The organism is Sphingomonas sp. 3P27F8 (assembly GCF_005502745.1).
GTDB lineage: Bacteria > Pseudomonadota > Alphaproteobacteria > Sphingomonadales > Sphingomonadaceae > Sphingomonas.
On the sequence record NZ_SCNL01000024.1, the window covers coordinates 1 to 16,306 of the forward strand.

The 16,306-nt window shown below is 62.6% G+C and carries 18 protein-coding genes; 1 reads left to right on the plus strand and 17 read right to left on the minus strand.

Annotation, left to right across the window (positions count from 1 at the left end; genetic code table 11):
* Window positions 1-140: 140 nt before the first annotated feature.
* The 14 genes from FFS35_RS18490 to FFS35_RS18555 form a co-directional block, all read right to left on the minus strand.
* Entirely contained in the window at window positions 141-383 is a 243-nt protein-coding gene (locus tag FFS35_RS18490) for a F0F1 ATP synthase subunit C (RefSeq protein ID WP_010405656.1), read from the minus strand.
* Window positions 380-1,084, minus strand: a complete 705-nt coding sequence (locus FFS35_RS18495) for a F0F1 ATP synthase subunit A (RefSeq protein WP_024018188.1) — start codon at window positions 1,082-1,084, stop codon at window positions 380-382. The genes FFS35_RS18490 and FFS35_RS18495 overlap by 4 nt, the downstream gene beginning before the upstream one ends.
* The gene (locus tag FFS35_RS18500; RefSeq protein WP_024018187.1) at window positions 1,081-1,347 is read right to left on the minus strand and encodes an ATP synthase subunit I; all 267 of its coding nucleotides are present in this window, start codon (window positions 1,345-1,347) and stop codon (window positions 1,081-1,083) included. The genes FFS35_RS18495 and FFS35_RS18500 overlap by 4 nt, the downstream gene beginning before the upstream one ends.
* Window positions 1,344-1,625 carry an AtpZ/AtpI family protein gene (locus FFS35_RS18505; RefSeq protein ID WP_024018186.1) on the minus strand — a complete coding sequence of 94 codons (282 nt, stop codon included), beginning with the start codon at window positions 1,623-1,625 and terminating at the stop codon, window positions 1,344-1,346. Before FFS35_RS18505 ends, FFS35_RS18500 begins: the two co-directional genes overlap by 4 nt.
* Window positions 1,622-2,032 carry a F0F1 ATP synthase subunit epsilon gene (locus FFS35_RS18510; protein ID WP_024018185.1) on the minus strand — a complete coding sequence of 137 codons (411 nt, stop codon included), beginning with the start codon at window positions 2,030-2,032 and terminating at the stop codon, window positions 1,622-1,624. The genes FFS35_RS18505 and FFS35_RS18510 overlap by 4 nt, the downstream gene beginning before the upstream one ends.
* Window positions 2,029-3,447: a F0F1 ATP synthase subunit beta gene (gene atpD / locus FFS35_RS18515; RefSeq protein WP_137788338.1), complete on the minus strand. Its 1,419-nt coding sequence runs from the start codon at window positions 3,445-3,447 to the stop codon at window positions 2,029-2,031. The genes FFS35_RS18510 and atpD overlap by 4 nt, the downstream gene beginning before the upstream one ends.
* A 171-nt stretch (window positions 3,448-3,618) precedes the next feature.
* Window positions 3,619-4,872, minus strand: a complete 1,254-nt coding sequence (locus FFS35_RS18520) for a hypothetical protein (RefSeq protein ID WP_024018183.1) — start codon at window positions 4,870-4,872, stop codon at window positions 3,619-3,621.
* A 197-nt stretch (window positions 4,873-5,069) separates the two neighbouring features.
* Entirely contained in the window at window positions 5,070-5,834 is a 765-nt protein-coding gene (gene ppk2 / locus FFS35_RS18525) for a polyphosphate kinase 2 (RefSeq protein WP_235218992.1), read from the minus strand.
* Between the two features lie 81 nt (window positions 5,835-5,915).
* Entirely contained in the window at window positions 5,916-8,324 is a 2,409-nt protein-coding gene (locus FFS35_RS18530) for a heavy metal translocating P-type ATPase (RefSeq protein ID WP_024018181.1), read from the minus strand.
* Window positions 8,325-8,426: 102 nt separating this feature from the next.
* Window positions 8,427-9,080 carry a Bax inhibitor-1/YccA family protein gene (locus tag FFS35_RS18535; RefSeq protein WP_235218994.1) on the minus strand — a complete coding sequence of 218 codons (654 nt, stop codon included), beginning with the start codon at window positions 9,078-9,080 and terminating at the stop codon, window positions 8,427-8,429.
* 258 nt (window positions 9,081-9,338) lie between these two features.
* Window positions 9,339-10,013 carry an isoprenylcysteine carboxylmethyltransferase family protein gene (locus tag FFS35_RS18540; RefSeq protein WP_024018179.1) on the minus strand — a complete coding sequence of 225 codons (675 nt, stop codon included), beginning with the start codon at window positions 10,011-10,013 and terminating at the stop codon, window positions 9,339-9,341.
* Window positions 10,010-10,207 (minus strand): DUF2933 domain-containing protein, encoded by a 198-nt coding sequence (locus FFS35_RS18545; protein ID WP_235218993.1) that lies wholly within the window; start codon window positions 10,205-10,207, stop codon window positions 10,010-10,012. The genes FFS35_RS18540 and FFS35_RS18545 overlap by 4 nt, the downstream gene beginning before the upstream one ends.
* Window positions 10,208-10,338: 131 nt before the next feature.
* Complete coding sequence (locus FFS35_RS18550) at window positions 10,339-10,605, minus strand: hypothetical protein (RefSeq protein WP_137788339.1); 267 nt, start codon at window positions 10,603-10,605, stop codon at window positions 10,339-10,341.
* A gap of 98 nt (window positions 10,606-10,703) precedes the next feature.
* The gene (locus FFS35_RS18555; RefSeq protein WP_024018176.1) at window positions 10,704-11,426 is read right to left on the minus strand and encodes an AraC family transcriptional regulator; all 723 of its coding nucleotides are present in this window, start codon (window positions 11,424-11,426) and stop codon (window positions 10,704-10,706) included.
* A gap of 93 nt (window positions 11,427-11,519) precedes the next feature.
* Between FFS35_RS18555 and FFS35_RS18560 the strand changes: the two genes are divergently transcribed.
* On the plus strand, window positions 11,520-12,179 hold the full coding sequence (locus FFS35_RS18560; RefSeq protein WP_024018175.1) for a class I SAM-dependent methyltransferase: 660 nt from the start codon (window positions 11,520-11,522) through the stop codon (window positions 12,177-12,179).
* 73 nt (window positions 12,180-12,252) lie between these two features.
* On the opposite strand, the gene FFS35_RS18565 is transcribed toward FFS35_RS18560, so the two are convergent.
* From FFS35_RS18565 to FFS35_RS18575, 3 genes are all read right to left on the minus strand, one after another.
* Window positions 12,253-12,696, minus strand: a complete 444-nt coding sequence (locus FFS35_RS18565) for a DUF411 domain-containing protein (RefSeq protein WP_024018174.1) — start codon at window positions 12,694-12,696, stop codon at window positions 12,253-12,255.
* Between the two features lie 366 nt (window positions 12,697-13,062).
* The gene (locus tag FFS35_RS18570; RefSeq protein WP_031308582.1) at window positions 13,063-14,286 is read right to left on the minus strand and encodes a copper resistance protein B; all 1,224 of its coding nucleotides are present in this window, start codon (window positions 14,284-14,286) and stop codon (window positions 13,063-13,065) included.
* Entirely contained in the window at window positions 14,283-16,235 is a 1,953-nt protein-coding gene (locus tag FFS35_RS18575) for a copper resistance system multicopper oxidase (protein WP_024018170.1), read from the minus strand. Before FFS35_RS18575 ends, FFS35_RS18570 begins: the two co-directional genes overlap by 4 nt.
* Window positions 16,236-16,306: the final 71 nt, after the last annotated feature.

A 16,306-nucleotide genomic window follows, 5' to 3' on the forward strand; every position in this document is an offset into this window, starting at 1 on the left:
AACATCGGCGCTTGCAGCACCGCAAGTTCGCCGCCTAACATCAACCCCCTGACGAGGTCCGCACTCCGCTAATCTACGCCGCGAGTTGTGCCGAATGTTCTGACGACGGACACGCCAGCGTCCACCAGTCGATACGCAAGTCAAGCGAAGGGATTGGCGAAGAGCAGCAGCAGCGCGATCACGAGACAATAGATCGCCATCGTCTCGATCATGGCCAGGCCCACGAACAGGGTGCGCGAGACGGTGTTCGCCGCCTCAGGCTGGCGAGCGATCGCATCCATCGCTGCGGCGACCGCCTTGCCTTGGGCGAGTGCCGGCGCGATCGCGCCGATGGCGATGGCGAACGCCGCGCCGAGGATGCTGACGATGTGGATCCAGTTCATGAAGAGACCTCGTGGTTCGGCGCTTTCGGGGATGGGTTCGCTTCGCTGATGGCGCTGCCGATAAAGACCATTGCGAGCGCGCCGAAGATGTAGGCCTGGACGGCTCCGGTCAGCATCTCGAGCGCCATCAGCGGGATCGGTACGAGCAACCCGGCAAGGCTCAGCACGACGCCGATCATGAACACGCCGCTCATGACATTGCCGAACAGGCGCACCATCAAGGAGAAGCTGCGGGTGAACAGCTCAACGAGATTGAGCGGCACGAGCAGGATCGACGGCTGCGCGAAACTGCGCAGATAACCGCGCGCGCCAAGCGCCCGGACACCGAACCAGAGCGTCGCGCCGAACACGATCAAGGCCAGCGCCGCATCGGTTTCGAGGGCCGCCGTAGGCGGTTCGACGCCGGGCAAGAGCGATGACCAGTTTGCGACGAGCAGGAAGATGAAGAGCGTCCCGATCAGGGGCAGATAGGGCCGTGGCTCAGCGTCCATCGTCTCGCGAATCTGGCGCGCGATCACTTCGACCACCAGTTCCAGCGCCGCCTGGGTCCTGGTGGGACGAAGGCCGAGCCGCCGGGTCAGAAGCCAACAACCGATCGTCAGCACCGCCATGATGCCCCATGTCGTGACGACCGGCTGGCTGATCGGAACCGGTCCGATCGTGAACAGGATATGGCTTTCGAGCGGAGAGGCGAACTTCACGACACCGCTTTCAGTCGGTGCAGCACGACCTGTCGCGCCGCCATGAACCCGGCCGCAGCCGCGAGTAGGTCCACCCAGCCCTGCCTTGCGGCAACGAGCAGCACGCCGAGCGTCAGAAGCATCCGACCGAGCCGCAGGCCGAGCGACAGCATAATCGATCCGCCATGGACGAGCAGGTCAGCATCCTTCGCGATAGCCAGGTAATGTGCTGTTCCGGCAGCGGCGCCGAGCAGCAGAAACAGGAGGACGGCCCAGGGCGTCATTGCCGCCCGATCCACTTCCAGGCCGACCAGCAGCCGAGGCTCACGCCAAGGATCAGCAGCGGCGCGGTCCAGAAGATACCGCTGGACAGCCGATGGTCGAGCCAGCGGCCGATCGCGAGCGCAATTAACGCCGGCACGACGACCTGCCAGCCAAGCACGCCGATCTGGCCGAAATTGCGCGCAAAGGAGGGCAATCCCCGCGCCCTGCGTCGACGTTCAGCGCGCTGTTTGACCGCGTCCACGAGCCGTTCCTGCTCGGGTGGCAGATCCTGGGTCATAGACCGATCTCCGCCGGCACGCCCTGCAGCGCCTCGACCATGCGCCGGATCGCGCGCATGCGCAGCCGCGTCGCGGCGGTGCGACCGCTGCGTTCGGCATCGCCGCGCTCACGGTAACCCCTAAGCACTACCGTCTCGAGTTCGTCGAGATCATCGCCGACATGCGCCTCGCGCGTCGCGATCGAGACGTCATTGCCGCCACTCACCGTCAGAATGCCGTTGCGCACCGCGCAGTAGCCGGCGCGCCCGTCCATGTCGCGCCAGGAGACGACCGAGATATCGAGCGCGGTCAGGAAATCGGCGTGACCGTTCAGGATCCCAAAGCTGCCCGTCGCATCCTCGGCGCGGATTGCGGCGACCTCCCGGTCGACCATGATCGCGGTGGGATCAGTGATGCGCAGCCTCATGGCTTGGGCCCCACCTTGCCGCGCGCCTCTTCCAGGTCTCCGACCATATAGAAGGCACTTTCGTGCCAGTCGTCGGTCTCGCCACCGAGGATAGCGCGCACGCCATCGAGTGTGGCGTGGAGCGGCACCGATCGTCCGGGCTGGCCTGTAAAAGCCTGTGTTACGACAAAAGGCTGCGTCAGGAAGCGCTGGAGTCGGCGGGCACGGCCAACGATCAGCCGATCCTCCTGTCCCAGCTCCTCCATGCCGAGCAGCGCGATGATGTCCTGCAGCTCGCGATAATGAGCGATCGTCTCGCGGACCTTTTGGGCCAGCGCATAATGGTCCTCGCCCACGACCAGCGGATCGAGCAGGATCGAGGTGGAGGCAAGCGGATCGATCGCCGGGTACATGCCCTCCGCGGCCATCGTGCGTGACAGGAGCACATTGCTGTCGAGATGCGCCGAGATCGCCGTCACGGCCGGATCGGTGAAATCATCCGCAGACACATAGACCGCTTCGATCGCGGTCACCGATGCGCCCGCGACCGAGGCGATCCGCTCCTGGAGCGCCGCGACTTCGCTCGCGAGCGTCGGCTGATAGCCGACCCGCGACGGCATCCGCCCTAAGAGCCCCGAAACTTCGCTGCCCGCCTGGACGAAGCGGAAGACATTATCCATCAACAGCAGCACATTGCGTTTCTGCTCGTCGCGAAAATATTCGGCGATGGTAAGCGCGGTCAGACCGACCCGCCAGCGCGCGCCCGGCGGCTCGTTCATCTGTCCGAAGACCAGCACGGTCTTCGCGATCACGCCGGAAGTGCGCATGTCGGTGAGCAGTTCATGCCCTTCGCGCGAGCGCTCGCCGATACCAGCAAACACCGACACGCCCTCGTAACGTGCGACCATTGCGTTGATCAGTTCCATCACCAGCACGGTTTTGCCGACCCCGGCGCCACCGAACATCGCCGCCTTGCCGCCCTGCGCGAGGGGCGCAAGCAGATCGATCACCTTGATCCCGGTCTCGAACATCGTCGTCGCTGTGCTCTGGGCATCGAGTGGCGGCGGTTGGCGATGGATTGGGCGAAGCGGAACGTCCACTGGAAGCGCCGCCCCGCCGTCGCCGATGACGCCGGTGGCATCGAGCAGGCGGCCCAGAACCGCATCGCCGACCGGGACCATGATCGCTGCACCCGTGGCCTCGACGTGGGTGCCGCGCGCGAGTCCGCTGGTGGTCTGGAGTGCGACCGCTCGCACGGTGCGCGCATCGACATGGCTCTGCACCTCGGCGATGTGCTTCCCTGTTGGGGTTACGATGCACAGCGCATCGTTGACCGGCGGAAGCGAGCCGGCGGCAAATTCCACGTCGAGCACGGGACCGCGGATCGCGCAAACGCGTCCGCTCGCCTTATCGATGTCGGGTGCCGCGCTGCTCATCTCAAGCTTCTCATGACGGGAGCTAAAGCGAGATCGGGCGGCATCGATATGCGGGACTATACGGATGCTCGTCTCTGCGCCGCGGCTTCGCCGGATCGCTAATGCAATCCGGTCTGGCGAAGTCCGATGTATCCCGACTTTCAGGACGCCAGTTTCGCTGTTCTGTCCGGCTCACGCCTCGCCAGTGGCGCACCTGTCGCAGTCCTGCGGCGAATCGTCGGCGGCCATCAGCAGAACAGGCGCGAACCCACCACCGGCGGTGCGCATATTGGTGGTTTGGCCCTGATATAGTCGCGCTGCGGCAACAAGCGGCTCCCCATCATAGGTGTAGAGACGAACGTCGATCTTGCGCTTAACCGTCTCTCCATCCAGCCGGATGATCCGCTCGCTTGGTCGCACATAGGCTTGGGCGACATAGTCGCTCTCCAGGATCTCGGCCCACACCGATTTCGTCAGCTTGTCGCCACGATAGGCCGCTTTGCTCCCATACCCTCCGGCCGGCTTGAAGAAGAATTGCCTGCGGCCCGCCCAAAGCCGCTCGGCGGAAGCCTTGTCGACCCGTTCGGTTGCCGGAATCCCGGCAACAAGCGTGTCGACAATTGCCGGGTCGAAACCCCATTCCCGCAGCTGCGCGGTGTCGGACAGCAGGGTGAGATTGCGCTTGTCGGCGAATTTCGCGTGGACATGGGGATTGGGCGTTACGACCACCGAGCCGTCGAGATATGCCGCTCGCAATGCCGAGTGCTCGGGTCGATCGAGCGAGAAATCGACGAGCCGGTTGTAGATGAGATCCACATTCCGGTCCCCATAGCGAAGAGTGCCGGACGCATAGGCGAATTCAGAAGGATCGGCGATGCAGACGCTATGGCCGGCCCGCTCCAGCAAATGGCGGGTCAACAGAAACTCGGGAAACAGATATTGCGATACGGGATCGTCATCGACGATGGCGATGGAGACCGGTTCGCCGCTGCCGCGTTGATAGCGCCATTCCTTCGAGAACATGGCCGCGACCACGGACTCAAACGGATCTGCGCGAAGAAAATCTGTCGGCTCGGAAGGACAGCAGACTCGTTGTGCCCGCGCGAGCACGGCATTCAACATTGCTCCTCCTGCATTGGTATTTATTTCGATCAGGGCCGGGCCGCGCTCGCTCAGATGGAAGTCATAGCCCATGAAGACGCCGTGCGGACCAAAGTCCTGTCGGGCACTTACTGGCGCCCAGGCCATGGTGGCTGCCAGATAATCCGGGTGGCGGGCGACCGTCTCGATCGCGGCGATGATGCGCTGCATCCCGGCGAGTTGGGACACATTGATGAACACCGCGACGTCCGAGAATAGATGCGGACGCGTTTCCAGATATGACGCTCGCATTGCCAGATCGCCCGTCTCCCGGACGAGTGCGTCGCTCAGGGCGGCGCGATCCAAGGTTACGCAAACGCATTCCGAACGTCCGTTCTGGAGGTCTGAGACTCGGGCTTCCTCTAGGCTCGGCACGCTATCGAGCTTCCCTGGAATAGAAACTGGACCCAGAACATAGCCTGATCCTTCTTTGGCTCATGCAAATTTCATTTCACGTGAGCGGCAACGACTTCGCCCGCCGCGTGATGACGCAAGAGGCTCGCTCACGGCGCGATCAGCCCCTGTTCTCGGGCGGCATCGTCATAAAGGAAGGCGGTGTTGGGATCAGGGTGGCCATAGCGATCAGAATCCGTTTCTCCCAGCCGGGTCAGCAGATCCCTGATCAGCGCGAGGCGTGCCTGGTGCTTGTCGTCCCCGCGAACCACCGTCCAGGGTGCCGCGATGCTGTGCGTGCGGGCGAGCATTGCATCGCGCGCCTTGCTGTAGGCCTTCCAGCGCTTGTTCGCCTGGTCGTCGATCGGGCTGATCTTCCACTGTTTGAGCGGATCCTCGCGTCGGGCGGTCAGGCGTTTCTTCTGTTCCGCCCTCGAGATATCGAGATAATATTTTACCAGCGTGACCCCGCAATGTTCGAGCAACTGCTCGAACATTGGGACGGTCGTCAGAAACTCCTCATATTCCTTGTCGGTGCAAAAGCCCATCACGCGCTCCACGCCGGCGCGATTGTACCAGCTACGATTGAACAGGACGATCTCGCCGGTAGCCGGCAGATGAGGGACCCAGCGCTGGAAATACCACGACCCGCGATCGTGATCCGATGGGGGGCCGAGTGCCACCACCCGGGTTTCGCGCGGGCTCAGATGCTCGACGACACGCTTTATCGTGCCGTCTTTGCCGGCTGCGTCGCGCCCTTCGACGATGACCAGCACCTTGCGGCCATCCTCGATGATTCCCCGCTGCAGGGCGGTGAGCCCGATCTGGAGCGCGCGCAACTGCTCGGCGTAACGGGGTTCGTTCTTCGCCTTCACCACCGGTTCTTTCTCCTGTCGGCAATCATGCACACCAAGATAGCGGGCCGCGAGGGCCGGGGTCGCACTCGTGGGCCGGTCTCAAACAGCGGCACCAACGGCATTGTGCTCCACCGCTGAGGCCCGACTCATGCCGCCCCGACTGATACCCGCCAGCCGGGTCCGCTTCAGCAGCAGCGCGTTGACCGCGACGAGTGCGGAGCTGCCCGACATAGCCAGCGCAGCGACCTCGGGGCTCAGCAGCACCGGATAGAGCACACCCGCCGCGAGTGGAAAGGCGATCACATTGTAGCCGACTGCCCACCACAGATTCTGGTGCATCTTGCGAAGCGTGGCGCGTGAGAGCGCTATGGCACCGACAATATCATAGGGGTCGCTCTTCATCAGGACGACATCGGCGCTTTCCATCGCGACGTCGGTGCCCGCCCCGATCGCAAATCCTACGTCGGCCTGGGTAAGCGCGGGGGCATCGTTGACCCCGTCACCGACCATGCCGACACGCTGGCCCTGGGCCTGCAGCTCCTTGACCTTCTCCGCCTTTTGACCGGGAAGCACATCGGCAAGGACGATGTCGATGCCAAGCTCATCGGCGATTCGCTTGGCCGTGCCGGCGTTGTCGCCGGTAATCATCGCGACCTTGACGCCGCGCTCCCGAAGCGCCGCGACGGTCGCCTTCGCGGTTGGCCGCGCCGCATCCGCTATGGCGATCAACCCGAGAATCTCGCCGCCGCGCGCAACATGGACAACGGTGCGCCCCGCCCCTTTCAGGCGCTCGCCAGGTTCCTCGAGGGCTCCCAGCGCTACTTTTCCTTCATCCATGAGACGCCGGTTGCCAAGCACCACGGTTGCGCCCTCGACCTGGGCGCTGGCGCCCTTCCCCTCTATATTGGCAAAATCGCGCGTCTCGGGAAGGGTGATACCGGATGCACCTTCGAGGACCGCCAGCGCAAGCGGGTGGTCGGAGTTGCGCTCGATCGCACCGGCGATGCGAAGCACCTCGTCCCGGGTGATGCCTTCCGCTGTCACTACTTCGACAACATTGGGCCGGCCCATGGTGAGGGTCCCCGTCTTGTCGAACACGATGACGTCAAGCTTGGTCGCATCCTCGAGCGCGCTGGCATTCTTGAACAGGATGCCGTTCATCGCGCCAAGGCCGGTACCGACCATTATCGCCATTGGCGTGGCAAGGCCAAGGGCGTCCGGGCAGGCGATCACGAAAACGGTTATCGTCATGGTCAGCGCAAACAGCAATGTCCCACCCAGAATCCAGTACCAGATGGCGAACGTCGCGAGACCGATCAGAATTGCCGCGAGCACCAGCCACTGCGATGCCCGGTCGGCGAGCAGCTGTGCCGGCGCCTTCGAGTTCTGCGCTTCCTGGACGAGCTTGACGATCTGGGCGAGCGCGGTGTCGGCGCCAACCTTGGTCGCGCGATAGCGGAAGCTACCGCTGCGGTTGATCGTCGCGCCGATCACGGTGTCGCCGGCCGCCTTCGACACCGGCATCGATTCGCCCGTGAGCATCGACTCATCGACCTCAGATTTGCCTTCGAGGATTTCGCCGTCGACGGGAATCTTGTTGCCCGGCCGGATCAGCACAACATCGCCGGCCAGCACCTCGGCGGTCGGCACTTCGACGTCCTTTCCGTCGCGCTGCACGGTCGCCATGGGCGGCGCCAGATCCATGAGCGCGCGGATTGCCTGGGACGCGCCGGCGCGAGCGCGCATCTCCAGCCAATGGCCGAGCAGAATGAAGATGAGCAGGACCGCGGAAGCCTCGTAAAATTGCTGGCCCTTGAACAGGAATGTCGACGCCACGCTGAACAGATAACCGGTGCCGACGCTCAACAGGACGAGCACCGCCATATTCAGCACACCGTTCCGAAGCGCGCGGATCGCGGCGACCACGAAGGGCCAGACCGGATAGAGGATCGCGGCGCTGGCAAGCAGGAACAGGGTCAGGTCGAGACTGAGTCCGAACATCGGTTTCAGAAGGGGATGGTCCAGACCCATTGGCGACAGCGCAAAGATCGGCAGGCCAAAAACGAGGCTGACGATAAACCTGTTGCGCATGTCGCGCGCCATAGCCGCCATGTCCTTGCCGTCGCCATGGCCCATCTCGTGCGCCATGGCGTCGTGTTCGGCCGTCACCGGCTTGCGATCGGGAGCAACCGATCTTGCGGCGACACCATCGGAACGATGATCGGGAGGATGCGTCGCGTCGGGCAAGACAGAGGACTGGGTTGTGCTTCCGATCACGCACACGTGCCGCGGGACGAGCCGGCCGCCGCAATGGAAACCGCATGCCGCGATCTGCTCCTCTATCGCGGTTTCGCTGGTGCGCGCTTCATCAAAGCTGACGGTGACGCTGTCGGAGGCGGCGTTCGCGGAGACCTGCGTCACGCCGGGAACCCGCAGCAACTGCTTTTCGACGCCGAGATGGTCGAGCGATTCGAATGATCCACGCAGATCGAAGGTGGACGTCTTCAAGGCAGGTCTCCGAAATCGAGGCAAGCCGCCGCCGACGTGTCGGCAGCCATAGATGCGCCCGCCGCCAAGGCCTGCGCGTGTCGGCCGGTCATCCCGGCTGACCTATTGCCGCCGATCACCCATGAAGCGCAGCAGGAACAGGAACAGGTTGAGGAAGTCGAGATAGAGCGTCAGCGCTCCCATCACGACCGCCTTACCGCGAAACTCGGTACCGGCCACATCGAAGTAGACGCTCTTGATCTTTTGCGTGTCGAAGGCAGTCAGGCCCGCAAACAGAAGCACGCCGATCGCGCTGACGATGAGATCCAAAGTGGACGACCGCAGGAACATGTTGACGACCATGGCGATGAGCAGGCCGACGACGCCCATGATCAGGAAGGTCCCGAACGCCGACAGGTTCCTCTTGGTTGTATAGCCCCACAGGCTCAAACCTCCGAAGGCTGCGGCCGTAACGAAGAATGTGCGCGCGACACTCACGCCGGTATAGGCGAGGAGGATGGTCGACAGCGATACGCCCATCAGGATCGCATAGGTCCAGAACAGTGCCTTGACGGTGCTCTCGGACAGCCGATTGATACCGAAGCTTAGCGTAAAGACCAGGGCGAGCGGTGCGAAGACCGCTATCCATCCGAGCAGCGTCGGAGTGCCGCTCGCGGCGAAAAACACGGCGCGTATGGCGGCGCTGTTCGCAACCAACATCGCGACGATCCCGGTCAACAACAGACCGCTGGCCATGTAGTTGTAGACTGCGAGCATATATGTTCGCAGTCCCACATCAAAGGCGACCGCGGGGATTGCCGGATTCCTGCCAGCGGTAAGCGGCGATGTGGTCGGTTTCAGCGGATCTGCCATGGCCAGTGCTCCTTCTCGGTGTCGCGGTTTCAAGCTTCAGTCATTTCGGCGAGGCGACCGGCACGTACGTGCAGCCGCGCCGGCCTATACGCCACGCCCCGATGCCGGGCGGACGGCTGAGCGGTTCCCCTGGGATTTGCGCCGGTCCGGCTGGCAGGGAATTCATCGCTGATCCGCTCCTGCGTCACGCTTCGCCCCGAGCAGGCGCGCGAGGTGGGGCACGAACGGTGGAACGGTCTTTGCGTAGCGCCGATAGGCATCATCAAATTCGGCGAGAGCCTCACGCTCCTCGGTCCGCGCCAACCGCAAATACATGACGACGAGGACCGGAAACATCGCAAGCGTCAGGATCGTCGGCCACTGCAGCAGGAACCCGAACATCACCAGAATGAACCCGATATATTGCGGGTGCCGCACATAGGAATAGATCCCCTGGGTCGCGAGCTCGTGGACCTTCTGCGCGTCGTACAGCGCCTTCCAACCCGTCGAGATCAAGATGAACCCGCCGCCGATCAGGATAAAGCTCATGATATGGAATGGCCCGGCATGCGGGTTCGCCCGCCAGCCGAAGAGCATCTCGAGCAGATGCCCGGCATCATGCGAGAACCAGTCGATATTGGGATAATGGCTCTGCAGCCACCCGGACAGGACATAGAGAGTCAATGGGAAGCCGTACATTTCCACGAACAGCGCAACCAGGAAGGCGCTGAACGCGCTGAACGATCGCCAGTCCCGAGTGGTTCGCGGCTTGAAGAAACTGTAGGCGAACAGGATGAAGACCGCTGCATTGACGACGACGAGGCCCCACAGACCATAGGCTTGCGCATGGCCCGTCACTGGCCCTGACCCTCCCGGGGCGAACGACCGGCCCCCGGCTGCGGTGTTCCATCGTGACCATGCCCATGTCCGTGATGCATGAAGAGGTGCATCAGGGGACACGACAGCAGCAGCAGAAAGGGCAGCGCGCCAAGTACATGCGCGCGATGCTCCGTGAACAGCAGCACGAAACCGAGCGCAAGAAAGCCTATCATCACGATGCCCGCGCGCGACGTCAGGAAATTCTTTTTCCCAGTATGTGCCGGTCGTTGCCGTTCCATGATCACGTTTCCTTGAATATAGAACTCGTTAAAAATTGCTGATTGCTCACTTGCGCTGCGCCGTCCTAGGGACGCTGCCAATGACCGATCCAATTGTGGAATGCGGCGAAGAAACCTCCCACGGCTGCGCCGAAGACGATCGACCAGCACAACCCCGCCCCAAGCGCGACGAACGATCCCGGCGGAGCTGTCGTGAACATCGTCACGAACATGTGTGACCCGATCGGACCGAACAAAGTCGCCGCGAGCCAGCAAAGCACGAAGACAGTGGAAAGAGCGGCAGCGCTGCTCGCGGCACATCGTATCACACTGAGCTTGCTTGCATCGGTCATGACGGCTTCCTTTCCCCCCAAATTTGGGCCGGATCGAAGACAGCCACTATACGTATTCCACCCAAGGCTCGGTCGCTCGACCCTGGTCGATGCTGCCGTCAGCGGGAGGCCATCGCCAATGCCGCGGTCCTTGGTGTGACGCCCATGAACCGCCGCATCGTACGAGAGAGATGCGCCTGGTCGCTGAACCCCGCATCCGCTGCGGCTGCCACAAGGGGCGCGCCCGCGCCAAGTGATCGCAGGCCCTGCTCGAGCATGAACCATAGCCGCCAGTGTGAGAGCGGTGCGCCCAACTGCTCCGCGGCAAGCGCACGCAATCGCGGTTCAGAGAGTCCGACAGCGCGCGCGATTTCACCTAGATCGGCTATGTCCACTCGTGCGTCCTTCAGGCGCCGCAATGCCTCGCAAAGGCGCGCGTCGATCGGCGGTGTCGGGCAGGCCGCTGCAAGCTCGTAAAGCGTTCCAGCGAGGTCATCGGAGCTGCGCAACTGCTCGGATAGCGCTGCCGGTGGCGACGCCGCGTCCTTACCGTCCCCAAGCCTGGACCAGGCAATACCCAGCGGGCTGAAGGATCGCGCATAGATCACCCTCGCATGCGTCGCGGTGGGACGAACCGCGTGAAGCGCGCCTGCGCGCACCAGCACGGCAGGTCCAGTCAACGAACCTGCGATCGTCTCGACATGGATCGGCTCGGACAGTCCGACGATCATCTGCGCGGCGAGATGGCGATGGGGTCGGGTGTCGCCGCAACGACCCTCGAACCACGCCCATCCGTCGCCCAGGCGGACATGGCCGGTCCACAAATCGCCATAGCTTGGCATCGGAGCTTACTCCCGTCGCGAAACTGAAGATGCAAGCGAAAGGTTCAAGACTCGGGGTGCTGCGATCGCCATGAAGCACATGGAGGCATAACGGTGAATGACAGTCCAACCTTCGTCCCCGCACTCGGGCTGTCTGGCCTGACGGGCGACTATGACCGGGTGATTGCGGTCATGACCCGCGAGCGTCGGTGGCGCAGCGCATTGCTCGAGTCGATTGCACCCGAGGCGGGCGATGTCATCGTCGATGTGGGCGCCGGCACGGGCTCGCAGCTGATCGCGATCAAACAGGCTGTCCCCACGGCACGCGTGATCGGGGTCGATCCGGATCCTGCCGCTCTCGCGCTGGCGCGGCAAAAGGCACAAACGGCCGGCGTAGAAAGCGAGTGGGTTCGAGGTTTCGGCGACCAGGTCGACGTCCTGGTCGGCACGATCGCCAACAAGATCGTGTCGAGCCTCGTGCTGCATCAATGCGACCTGCCGGTGAAATCGGCCATCCTTCGGGCCATGGCACGAACGCTTTGCCCAGGTGGCCTCGTGGCGATTGCCGATTACGGACTTCAGCGTACCTTGTTGATGCGAACGCTGTTTCGTCAGGTGCAGGCGCTCGACGGCTGGGAGCGCACCGGGCTCAACGCAAAGGGCATCCTGCCGGAGCTCATCGCCGACGCCGGCTTCGAAAATGTCGCCGAAGTTCGCGTCGTCCAGACGCCGACCGGCTCGATCTCGCTCTATACCGGGCGCAAGCCGTTCTGACACCGGGCGGCAAGACGAGACCAACACCCACCCGGCGATGGCTTCGGAATCAGCGAAGCGTCGATGCCTGCGATCAACTGTGGTGCGCAAAGACGCGACGCCCTTCGGGGCCAAAGGCGATGACATCGTAAGGCTGGCCCTTCATGCCTGCCATCTCCATGCCCGGCGATCCCATCGGCATCCCCGCAACGGCGAGCCCGGTGACGCCTTTGGGATGCTGGGCCAGCACGCGCTTCATGTCGGAGATCGGAACATGGCCCTCAAAGGTCATCCCGTCGATGGTGGCGGTATGACAAGAAGCCAGGTCTGAGGGCACGCCGGCACGCCTGCTCAAGCCGGCGCGGCCGGCATCGTCGATGATCTGCACCTGCCGGCCGAACTGCGCGCGTACCTGCGCCGCCCATTTCTCACAGCAACCGCAGCCAGGATCGCGGTGAACCACAATCGGGTTCGCCGCCATCGCTGCGACCGGAACGGCAAGTGCCAAAGCGGCGGCGAGGGTACGGATGCTGATCATGGTAGCTCCTTCGATTTCATGCAGGCGCGTTGCCGGTCGAGCCGATAGCACCACTCTTGCGACACTATATTGCGGGCAAGAAGCGCCTTCACCTGGTCAATTTCCTGTCTCTGGGACCGAATAAACTCATTGCACAGCGCAGCTTTATCCCTCTGGGCCAACATACGGCGCCTGGCGACCTTTCTCAGCGCAACCATCTCTGGGACATGCAGAACATGTTCAGATTGTTGTAGAGCTGCCGAGCCTGTCGTCCACGAAGAACATGACAAGATACATGGCCGTGCTGCCGACTATCGTCTGCACCGCGAGGCTCGCATCCACGTTTTCATCATGTTACGTCCCCTTCGTTGACTCCACTGACAACGCTCAAAACCAGGTCCTCACACCAATGACGAAGCTGGTCGCCTTAATGCGTTCACCATCAGCCCTTGCATAGTCGGCAGTTTTGCCCAGTTTTCGATCGTAGGATACGCCAATGTAAGGCGCAAACTGCCGTCGGATCTCATAGCGCAGGCGCAATCCGAACTCGGCGTTGGAGATTCCAGACCCAATCCGTGTCTCAGGCACGTCCTGCGCGGAGAGATTCAGTTCAATTCGGGGCTGCAGAATGATTCGCTGCGTGATGCGCTGGTCATAATAACCCTCAACACGACCGAGAACTTCACCCTTGTTGGAAAGGAATAGAGCCGCTTCGGTTTCAAACCAATAGGGTGCGAGGCCCTCCACCCCGACAGTAGCGTATGTTCGGGACGGATTGGGCTTGAAATCGTATCGAACGCCAGCTTGGAGGTTCCAATACGGATCGATCGCCCGGCTGTAGAGCGCCTGGACCTCGGCGGTCTCCATGAACGATCCGCCAGGACCGCCAAGGACACCCTCGCCCTCGCTCTTCAGCGTCAACCGATTGACGTCCCCGCCATACCAAGCCTCTCCATCCCAGCGGTAGCCGTCACGCCCATTGCGAACCTGATACTCCGCGATATTGAACATGATTTGATAGAAGGCTTGCCCCCCCTGCTCGTGCATCATAGCCATTCGCGACTGTGTCATCGCAGCGGGCGGGAACTGCCGATCGGCGTAGTGGTCCATGGGAGGCTTTGGCGCAGGGGCATTTCCGGCCGGGAGTGCGGTTCCGGTCATTTCCATGCCCGGCATGGCAGCCATATCGTGGCCACCATGATCCCCGGACATATTCATGCCGGGCATGCTGCCAGCCATCGGTGTAGAACCGCTGTTGCCCATATCCATGCCCGGCATCGCGCCATGGTCCATAGTCGGCGCCGTTGCCGCGGCTGCTGGTCCCGGCTGAGGCATCGCCATTCCAGGCATGGTCGAATGATCCATGCCTTCCATATCCTGGCGAGCCGCGGGCTTTGCCGGGGCCACTCTGACCGGCGCGGCCCTTTTAGGAGCCGGCTTCTTTGCCGCAGGCTTTTTGGCAGGCTTGGGGGAAGCCGGTTTTTTCGCGGGCATCGCCATACCGGGCATGCTGGAATGATCCATGCCCTGCATCGACTGGGCTTGCGCGGTTACCGGAATGGCGAGCAACATCGCCGACCCGCCGAGCAGTGTCGTCAAAACGCGCTTCATGCTGCGTCTCCCTTCGGCCGCACACTGACGACGCGCATCATCCCGGCGTGCATGTGGTAGAGAAGATGGCAGTGGAACGCCCAGTCGCCGACCGCATCAGCGGTAAAATCCCATGTGACCTTCCCGCCCGGCTGCACGATGACCGTGTGCTTGCGCGGCGCATGATCGCCATGACCCGTGACCAGTTCAAAAAAGTGGCCGTGGATATGGATCGGATGACCCATCATGCTGTCGTTGATCAGATTGATCCGAACCCTCTCACCCTCGATGAAGGGGATCGGGTCATGCACATCCGACATCTTCTCGCCGTCGAACGACCACATGAACCGCTCCATGTTGCCGGTGAGATGGATATCGAGACTGCGGTCCGGAGCACGCACGTCAGGATTGCGCTCCAGCGCCATGAGATCCTTGTAAACGAGAACCTTGTGGCCGACATTCTCGAGACCCTGACCGGGCTCTCCGGTGCGGTCCATCGGCATAGGCGAGATCGTCTGCACGCCCGGTGACTTTTTGACCTGCGGCGCTTTTGAAAAGTCACGCATGTTCATCGGCCCCATTTCCATGGAGCCCATATCCATGCCCGGCTGCCCCGCCATGGCGCTGTGATCCATGCCGGCCATCGCACCCCCGCCTGCCGCCATGCCCGCCATATTGGAATGATCCATGCCCGCCATGGCGGTCCCGCCAGGAGCCGCGCCCATGGCCATGGCCCCGGCACCAGCCACCGTCAGCTTCGCCGAGGCATTTTTCTCCGCAGTCGGGTCGACGCCCCGCATCGGCGACATGCCGCCTCCGGACATGTCCATGCCTTCCATGCCCGGCATCGATGACATGTCCATGCCCATGTCTTTCATCGTGGCGAGCGGCCGTTCACGCAGCGGCGGCACTTCGGCCGTCATCCCAGCACGCGGCGCGAGCGTGGCCCGCGCCATGCCTGAACGGTCGATGGCCTCACCGACCAGCGTGTAGGCGCGATCATCGGGCGGAGTAACGATCACGTCGTAGGTTTCAGCCACTCCGATCTGGAATTCTTCGACCATCACGGGCCGCACATTCTGGCCGTCAGCCTGCACCACCGTCAGCGGGAGGCCCGGTATCCGCACATTGAAGGTCGTCATCGCCGAGGCGTTGATGAAGCGCAGCCGGACGCGTTCGCCCGGCGTGAACAGAGCGGTCCAATTGTCTCGAGGCCCGTAGCCATTGACGATGTAGGTATAAGCCGAACCCGTCGCGTCGGAAATATCGGTTGGATCCATCCGCATCTTGCCCCAATCGAGGCGATCCTTCAGAGCCTGGTCGCGCTTGGACAGCAGACCGGCAAGCGTCTGGCGCTGGAAGTTGAAATGCCCGGGGTCCACTTTCATCGCCCGAAAGATCGCTTCTGGCGAAATGGCGCTGTGATCGGCCAGCACGATGACATGCTCGCGGTCATATTTCACCGGGTCAACACCGGCAGGGTCGATCACGATCGGACCATAATGCCCCAGCTGCTCCTGAAGGCCCGAATGGCTATGATACCAATAGGTGCCGTTCTGGATGATCGGAAATTCATAGACAAAAGTGGTTTTGGGCCGAATGCCCGGGAAGGATATACCCGGCACGCCATCGAATTGCGGCGGCACCAGCACGCCATGCCAGTGTATCGAGCTATCCTCATCGAGATCGTTGGTCACATGCAGGCGAACAGTCTGTCCCTCGCGCAGCCGGATCAACGGCGCCGGAACTGTGCCGTTGACGCCAATGGCCCGCATTTTCCGACCGTCGATCGTCATCATCTGCTGAGCAATTTTAAGCTCGATGTCATTGCCGGAAACCGTCGGGAGCGGCGTCGCGATGCCGGTTGATACGGGCTGCGCCCATGCCGGCATCCACGCGGACAATGCCAAGCCACCGCCAGCAAGCGAGGCTCCCCGGATTAAATCGCGGCGGGTCAATACCGGGCTCATGTCGTCTCCCTTGTTCAAAATCAGGCGCAAGGCTCAGCGAACGCCTTATGCACCATACTCTCTGAGGCTTA